This is a genomic window from Butyrivibrio sp. (assembly GCF_017635265.1).
Classification (GTDB): Bacteria; Bacillota; Clostridia; order Lachnospirales; family Lachnospiraceae; genus Butyrivibrio.
In genome coordinates this window covers 1-8420 of the sequence record NZ_JAGBLU010000113.1, presented here as the reverse complement: position 1 = coordinate 8420, position 8420 = coordinate 1, and the positions used below count along the sequence as shown (strand labels likewise).

The following is an 8420-nucleotide window of genomic DNA, read 5'->3' as shown; positions in this document are numbered from 1 at the left end:
CAAGGCGCGCAACATTTTTTGACTACTTTGTCAAGCACTTTTTTAGAAAAAACGCAAAAAAACAGAGGCTTTTACACCTCTGCTTGAAGATACTATTTAATTAAATGTGAATCAGGGGGACTCTTATCTAAATGACATTGGAACGGTACTCTTTATAATAGGCATAATTTCAGGTGGGAATCTTGTGTTTTACAGCACGGGATGCTACCTTAACCTGAGCTACATGGGCTTTATTTCTGCAGGCGCATACACTCTTTGGGGTGTGCTTCTTAAATACAATCCGGTCAGCAAGGTTTCTGTTCTTGGTTTTGTTAATCCTATAATGGGAGTTTTATTATCAGCTCTTTTCCTTGGAGAAGGTCAGGAGGCGTTGTCGGTAGCAAGTATTGTGGCACTGCTGTTTGTTTCGACCGGGATAATTATAGTTAATTACGAGAAACAAGTGATCTCAAGATAGGATTGGTGATAATCCATTGATTGTGTAGAATAAAAAAGTGAGGTTATGAAATGGCGAGAAGAGAAGGGTTAACAACGCTCTGTTATCTTGAACGCGGCGATAAATATCTGATGCTTCACAGAGTATCCAAAAAGAATGATATAAGCAAGGACAAATGGATTGGTGTAGGCGGGCACTTTGAGGATGATGAAAGTCCTGAGGAATGCATGAAAAGAGAGATTTTTGAGGAAACAGGGTATGATATTCCTTTGGAAGACCTTGAATATCGTGCTATTGTTACTTTTATTTCACAAAAAGGTGATTATGAACTGATGTCACTTTTTACCGCAAAAGCGCCTGATACTGAGCCAAAAGAGTGTGATGAAGGTGTGCTTACCTGGATTGACAAGAAAAAAGTGTATGATCTCAATCTCTGGGAAGGTGATAAGATATTTTTTAAGCAAATGGAGAAACAACGGGATTTCTTTTCTTTGAAAATGGTATATGATAAAGAGGATAGGCTGATTGAAGCTGTTCTCAACGGAAAAGCAATGAAGTTGTAAAATGTAATGCTGATGTCGGTCTGAAAATACATATTTACAGGAATATGAACAGTCATAAAAAACGGAGGATAATTCAATGGTAAAAGATAATAATTGTGGATATTGCGTCGGCGGAGAGCCACTTGCTAAGTTTGGAATAAAGATTTGCGACCTTGAAGTGAGTCAGCTCATTCTTTTCAAAGAGCAGAGCCATCCCGGAAGATGTATTGTTGCGTATAAGGATCATGTGAGCGAAATCGTAGACATTACTGAGGAGGAGAGAAATGCGTTCTTCAGAGATGTGAACAGAGCTTCCAAGGCTATTCACAGGGCATTTAATCCTGATAAAGTAAACTATGGCGCGTATGGCGATACGGGGTGCCATCTTCACATGCATCTTGTTCCTAAATACAAGGATGAATATGAGTGGGGCGGAGTATTCGAGATGAACCCCGGCAGAAAGTTCCTCACAGATGCAGAGTATGACGCCATGATCGAAAAAATAAAAGAAAACCTGGAGTAAAGCTGCAATACTTGTAGGCAGCCACTTCAAATATTAAGGAAATACTTATGACTACCTACGAAACAAATATTAGAGAAGAAGCTGTAAAATATAAATTTACTTTGCGTGAATGCCTCATAGGAGACGGGGCATTCTATCGCAGGGCAGCGATGATAGTTGCCCCTATGATAATACAAAATACACTGTCTAACATTGTCGGACTGTTGGATAATGTGATGGTAGGACAGGTTGGAACGCTCCCAATGTCGGCTGTTGCTATAGTCAATCAGCTGTTGTTTATTTTCTATTTGTGTATTTGGGGATCATTGGCCGGTGCCGGGATTTTCAGTACACAGTTTTTTGGTAAAGGAGATATGGACGGTGTCCGTTACTCTATCAGATTTAAGCTGATGGATGCGGTTGTTATCTGTGCCATAGCTGTAACATTCCTTTATCTGGCAAAAGAAAATCTGATATCCCTTTACATTTCGGAGAGTACTTCTGATGCTGACAGAATCGCAACTTTAGGATATGCGGTTTCATACCTTAACATAATGCTGATCGGACTTATACCGTTTAGTCTTACGCAGGTTTACGCCAGCGCCATGAGAGAGTCGGGAAAAACTACGCTTCCTATGATAGCGGGTATGACAGCAATGCTTGTAAATTTTGTGTTCAATGCACTGCTTATTTTCGGACTTTTTGGTTTCCCAAAACTCGGAGTTATGGGAGCAGGAGCTGCGACGGTTATATCAAGATTTACAGAGCTTGCCATTGTAATGGCAGGAGCACACAGGAAAAACTCGAAATATCCGTTCTTTAAAGGGGTATTTAAGAGCCTTTATGTGCCGCTTAATTTGGTGAAAACAATACTTGTAAAATCTCTTCCGCTTTTATGCAACGAATTTTTGTGGAGCCTTGCTCAGGCTTCTCTTTTACAGGCATACTCCGTTCGTGGAATAGCGGTAATTGCAGCCATGAATATAAGTGGAACAGTGTCACAGATATTTAATGAAGTGTTTTTATCAATTGGTAATTCAACAGGAATCATTGTTGGGCAGGAGCTGGGAGCAGATAAGCTTGTGTCAGCTCGCAGAACAGCCTGGAGAATGGCGGCATTAAGTGAGGCATCTACAATTGTTATGGGAACGCTCCTTGCAATAGCAGCGCCCATAATTCCTCAGATTTATAACACTGAACCTGAGATAAGACAGCTTGCAACAAGATTTATTTGGGTAGTGGCTGTTTGTATGCCAATCAATTCTTATGCCAACGTTTCATACTTTACACTCAGATCCGGAGGAAAAACAGCAGTTACTTTTGTATTTGACAGTTGTTTTGCATGGCTTATAAGTGTACCTGCGGCATATCTTCTCTCAAGATTTACCGATCTTCCTGTGCTGGCGATTTTTATAATGGTTTCGGCACTTGAACTTTTAAAATGTGCTATAGGGTTTGCACTCGTAAGAAGCGGAGTCTGGGTTCGCAATATTGTTAAACATGCTTAAAATATATGCACAATCTTTTGGAGGATGTGGTGGAAAACCATGCAAAAGATTGTGCATTTTGTGTTTTTATCCTCTTTATTTTTATGGGCAAAAATTGTAGAATATTGTAGTATGTTTGTCGCTGCTTAAACATAGCAGAAAACGCCGGGAAGATGACTGCGTGAAAAGATTATTCATCTGTTTACATTTTTTAAGAGAAGTTAAGAAGCGTTTATGGATTTGTTTGAATATATGAGAGAAAACAAATACGAAAAAGAATCTCCGCTTGCCGCCAGGATGCGTCCGAGAACCCTTGATGAGGTAGTGGGTCAAAAGCACATCATTGCAAAAGACAAGCTTCTTTATCGTGCAATAATGGCAGACAAGTTAAGTTCGATTATTCTCTATGGACCTCCTGGCACCGGTAAGACTACACTTGCCAAGGTTATTGCAGGTACCACCAAGGCGGAATTTACGCAGATAAATGCCACCATAGCCGGAAAAAAGGACATGGAGGAAGTGGTTCAAAAAGCCAAGGATAATCTTGGAATGTATGGGAAAAAGACAATTCTTTTTATTGATGAGATCCATAGATTTAATAAGGGGCAGCAGGATTATCTTTTACCGTTTGTTGAGGATGGAACAGTAATACTTATTGGGGCTACTACTGAGAATCCTTATTTTGAAGTAAACGGAGCTCTTATATCAAGGTCGGTTATTTTTGAGCTTAAGCCTCTTAGCACAGAGGATATAAAAGAGCTTTTAAACAGAGCTGTGACTGACAAAGAACGGGGAATGGGTTCCTATAAAGCAGTTCTTGAACCGGATGCAGCTTCTTTTTTGGCAGATCTTGCTGACGGAGATGCAAGGCATGCGCTAAATGCAATTGAACTGGGCGTACTTACGACTCAGAGAAGTGATGATGGACTTATTCATATCACCAGGGAAGTTGCGGAAGAGTGTATTCAGAAAAAAGTTGCCAGATATGATAAAGATGGTGACAATCACTATGACACCATATCTGCTTTTATAAAGAGTATGAGAGGTTCAGATCCTGATGCTGCTGTTTACTATCTGGCAAGGATGTTAAATGCAGGTGAAGATCCTAAATTTATAGTAAGACGTATGATGGTATGTGCTTCTGAAGATGTTGGCAATGCCGATCCGCAGGCTCTTCAGGTGGCTGTTGCAGCTTCCCTTGCTGTTGAAAGACTTGGAATGCCGGAGGCTAGGATAACACTTGCTCAGGCCGCCAGCTATATCGCAACTGCTCCAAAGAGTAATTCCGCTATTGTGGCAATCGACCGTGCGAGTAGTGTGGTTAATGAAACAGGAAATCTTCCCATACCACCGCATTTACAGGATGCACATTATAAATCTGCAGCCAGACTTGGACACGGAATTGGATACAAATATGCTCATGATTATCCGGATCATTACGTTGAGCAACAGTATTTGCCTTATGAACTTAATGGCAAGGAGTTCTATAGCCCTTCGGGGAATGGGTATGAACTTAAGATCAAAGAACACATGAGAAAGCTAAAAAACAGAGAAGATAAAGGGCTTTAAGGGGTTAAATGGACAAAAAAAGACGCAGACCACGCGCTATAAGGCGAGGGCGCCAAAATAGAAAGTTAATAATACTTACAGGAATAGGTGTTGTTATTGCAGTTTTGTTTGTTGCAGCCATGACATTATGGCTTTATGTCAGCACAGGGAGAGTTTCAGAAGAAGAGTCTACAGAAGCGGCATATCAGACATCTATTGAGCAGACATCAATCAGCGAAATTGTCTATGTTCAGGACAGTATAGTACAGAAAATAGTCAGTGGTGGAGCGAGAGTTTCAAAATCTCTTTCCCAAAGACCACAGACTGTAGAAGTCACAGCTGAAGATGCCGCTGAATTTGGAAATCTTGAATGTCAGATTGTTGGTACTTCAAACGTTGAGGTGAACATTACATCTGATGGGATTCCTGCCAGCGATGACAAGTATTATTACCTTTTCGAGATGGCAACATATGAAGATGATATATCGTCTGATTCTGAGCCTATTTCCAAAATATATAAGGGGGATGATACTTCTTTTACCATCAAGCTTAACAAGGGACTGGCCAGTACCAGACTCTTTTCTAAATTTGCAGTGGCAGTAAAGAAGGATGATGAGTATATTCAGGTTGCTCATTCCAAGTACATAACCAATCCTGAAGAATGTGCGGGTTACTACTACGACAGTATGGATCATGATTCCATTAAGGGTATTTTGCCTTATCCTTTAAGGCTTGATGAACTTACGGATCTTGGTGTTAATTATTGCGCATATAATATTCCTCTTTCACATATTTTGACTACGTCAGGAGGAATCTCTTATACATATGGAGGAGTTACTTACCACTTTAATTCGCAGATCATAAATGACTATGACACTTTATTTAAAAAGCTTAACGGGATGGGAATTGATATTGCTGCAATCATATTAAATGATGCCAGTACATCGGCTTATCCCGAGATTACACACCCAAGTGCCAGAAGTGGATCTACAGCGCCTTACTACATGTTTAATGCAGCAGATGAGAGCGGTGTAAAAGCGCTTGCTGCTATCGGAAGTTTTTTGGCAGGAAGATACTCCGGCTCAGGACACGGCAATGTCAGTATGTGGATTATTGCCAATGAGGTCAATGCCAGAAAAGAATATAACTACATGTCATACACTGACGTTAATACTTATACGACAGCTTTTACCAGAGCGTTCAGGGTTTTTTATAATGCTATAAAAAGTCAGAATGCAGGGGCTCTTGTCTATATTCCGCTTGATCAGAGATGGACATATAATACTGAGAGCACCGGAGATTATGATGCCAAGGATGTCCTTGATATCTTTGCTTCCTCAATGAATGATTATGGCAATATTAACTGGGGACTTGCGGCGCATCCGTATTCATTCCCCAATGATAATACAGCATTTTGGAAGACATCCAAGTATGTCAATCATACAGAGTCAACACCTTGTATTACCATGGAGAATATTGAGGTTTTGACCGGTTATATGCAAAAAGAGGAGATGCTAAGTCCTGATGGAGATGTGAGATCAATTATCCTAAGCGAGATAGGATATTCTTCCACCCAGGGTGAGAACTTGCAGGCAGCTGCATTTGCCTATGCTTATACCAAGATGGTTCAAAATGGCTATATTGACGCTCTTATGTTGTCAAGGCAGGTTGATGCCCCTGAGGAAATTGCAGCACTTGGCCTTGCACTGGGACTAGAAACTTCAAGTGGTTCACCAAAACATTTATACTATGTTTTCAAATATATAGATGATCCGGATAAACGTGATGAAGTATGCGCATTTGCTTACGATATAATAGGAAAGAAGTTCTAGGAGGAGCATTATTATGACAAACGCTGAAAAAGCACTTGAAATGCATGAAAAATGGCAGGGGAAACTAGAGACGGTTTCAAAAGCCAAGGTTAATTCAAAAGAAGATCTGGCAATATGCTATACCCCCGGTGTGGCAGAGCCTTGTAAGCTCATTGCCAAAGATAAGAGTCTGGCTTACAAGTACACCATTAAATCCAATACTATCGCTGTTGTTTCCGATGGCAGTGCGGTTTTGGGACTTGGTAACATCGGACCACATGCGGCGATGCCTGTTATGGAAGGTAAAGCAGTGCTTTTTAAGGAGTTTGGCGGAGTTAATGCAGTTCCTATTTGCCTGGATACTCAGGACACTGAGGAAATCATCAAGGCGGTTACTTATCTTGCTCCCGGTTTTGGAGGGATAAATCTTGAGGATATTTCAGCACCAAGGTGTTTTGAAATTGAAGAGAGATTAAAAGAAAAGCTTGATATCCCTGTTTTTCATGATGACCAGCACGGTACGGCAATTGTTGTTTTGGCAGGAATTATAAATGCCCTTAAGGTTGTAGGAAAAAAGAAAGAGGAATGCAAGGTGGTTGTCAATGGCGCCGGAAGTGCCGGAATTGCGATCACAAAACTTCTTCTTACCTACGGATTTAAAAATGTCACAATGTGTGACAAATCAGGTATTCTTTCAAAGGCATCTTCTGATCTTAACTGGATGCAGGATAAAATGATGGATGTTACAAATCCCGAGCAGAAGACAGGATCTCTTGCAGATGCTCTTAAGGGAGCAGATGTATTTGTTGGTGTGTCTGCACCCGGAATCGTTACAAAAGAGATGGCGCAGGGTATGAACGAAGGTGCTATAATGTTTGCTATGGCAAACCCTGTACCGGAGATTATGCCTGATATTGCCAAAGAGGCAGGTGTGCGTGTTATTGGTACCGGAAGGAGTGATTTCCCCAATCAGGTAAACAATGTACTTGTTTTCCCGGGAATATTTAAAGGAGCCCTTGAGTGCGGTGCAAAACAGATAACAGAGGAAATGAAGCTTGCTGCTGCTTCAGCACTTGCATCTCTGGTTCCCGATGATGAACTTAATGAAGAAAACATTCTTCCTGCTGCATTTGATCCAAGATGCGCAGAAGTTGTTTCTAAAGCAGTAATGAACTGTAACAAAAAAAATTGAAAAAGCATTTCCTGTTACAGTTCCTATAAGAATTGATTTAATCTGGAGGTATGAGCGTGAGCTCAAAGTATCTGACTTTATACAAAATGATTATTCTGTACATGCTAAAGAGGTGTGAAGTGCCTCTTAGCAAGTCACAGATTTATGATTTCATATTGGAAAATGAATATACAAACTTTATGACACTTCAGGAAGTGTTTGCTGAAATGTCTTCTTCTGAGCTTATAAAAGAAAAAACAGTTGCCAATAGGACTTACCTTGAAATGACAGAAGAGGGTGAGGAAACACTTAAATTTTTTGGAAACAGAATGAACCCGGCTATAAAGACTCAGATAGATGAATATCTCAAAGCAAACAAATTAAAACTCAGAAACGAAGGCTCTATAATGGGCGACTATGAGAAAACAGGAGAAAAAGAGTATACGACTCACGTGGTGGCGATGGAAAGCGGACATACGCTGGTTGATATTCAGATTCCTGTTCCTACTGAAGAAATGGCACGTTCAATATGCAGAAATTGGCAGGATAAGAATCAGGAGATATATAAATTTCTGATTGATAATTTAATGTTAGATGAGTGATTGACTTAAAGCTCTATGCTTGTTATAATATCATTCGTGGCTAAATTGCCTAAGCTGTTGTAGCACAGTCGGTAGTGCGTCGCATTGGTAGTGCGGAGGTCACGGGTTCGATTCCCGTCAGCAGCTGTAGACCTTAAAAAGCAGTAGCTAAGCGAAAAGTAATTCAAAAGCGCTTAACTACTGCTTTTTCTATGTGTAATATCTACACTTAAATTTTAAAAAATACACTTCAAAAATCAATTAATACACTTAAAAGTTGACACGAAAGTTGACACGAAATTTATCCGAATAAATCTTTTCCATAATCTTCTAAAATCTTCT

8 protein-coding genes and 1 tRNA gene are annotated in these 8420 nt (G+C 40.2%); all 9 read left to right on the top strand.

Annotated features, from left to right (window positions below; translation table 11 throughout):
• Nucleotides 1–106: 106 nt before the first annotated feature.
• On the top strand, nt 107–457 hold the full coding sequence (locus tag J6O61_RS13880; RefSeq protein ID WP_292214490.1) for an EamA family transporter: 351 nt from the start codon (nt 107–109) through the stop codon (nt 455–457).
• Nucleotides 458–507: 50 nt separating this feature from the next.
• Complete coding sequence (locus J6O61_RS13875; protein WP_292214488.1) at nt 508–999, top strand: NUDIX hydrolase; 492 nt, start codon at nt 508–510, stop codon at nt 997–999.
• 76 nt (nt 1000–1075) lie between these two features.
• A complete protein-coding gene (locus J6O61_RS13870; RefSeq protein WP_292214486.1) occupies nt 1076–1501 on the top strand; it encodes an HIT family protein in 426 nt (141 codons plus the stop codon).
• Between the two features lie 47 nt (nt 1502–1548).
• Nucleotides 1549–2988 carry an MATE family efflux transporter gene (locus J6O61_RS13865; RefSeq protein WP_292214485.1) on the top strand — a complete coding sequence of 480 codons (1440 nt, stop codon included), beginning with the start codon at nt 1549–1551 and terminating at the stop codon, nt 2986–2988.
• A 213-nt stretch (nt 2989–3201) separates the two neighbouring features.
• Entirely contained in the window at nt 3202–4536 is a 1335-nt protein-coding gene (locus tag J6O61_RS13860; protein ID WP_292214484.1) for a replication-associated recombination protein A, read from the top strand.
• 8 nt (nt 4537–4544) lie between these two features.
• Nucleotides 4545–6347, top strand: a complete 1803-nt coding sequence (locus tag J6O61_RS13855; protein WP_292214481.1) for a DUF5722 domain-containing protein — start codon at nt 4545–4547, stop codon at nt 6345–6347.
• A 13-nt stretch (nt 6348–6360) separates the two neighbouring features.
• Nucleotides 6361–7518, top strand: a complete 1158-nt coding sequence (locus J6O61_RS13850; protein ID WP_292214478.1) for an NAD(P)-dependent malic enzyme — start codon at nt 6361–6363, stop codon at nt 7516–7518.
• Nucleotides 7519–7568: 50 nt separating this feature from the next.
• Entirely contained in the window at nt 7569–8099 is a 531-nt protein-coding gene (locus J6O61_RS13845) for a DUF4364 family protein (RefSeq protein WP_292214475.1), read from the top strand.
• A 53-nt stretch (nt 8100–8152) separates the two neighbouring features.
• Nucleotides 8153–8225: transfer RNA gene (locus tag J6O61_RS13840), tRNA-Thr, on the top strand.
• Nucleotides 8226–8420: the final 195 nt, after the last annotated feature.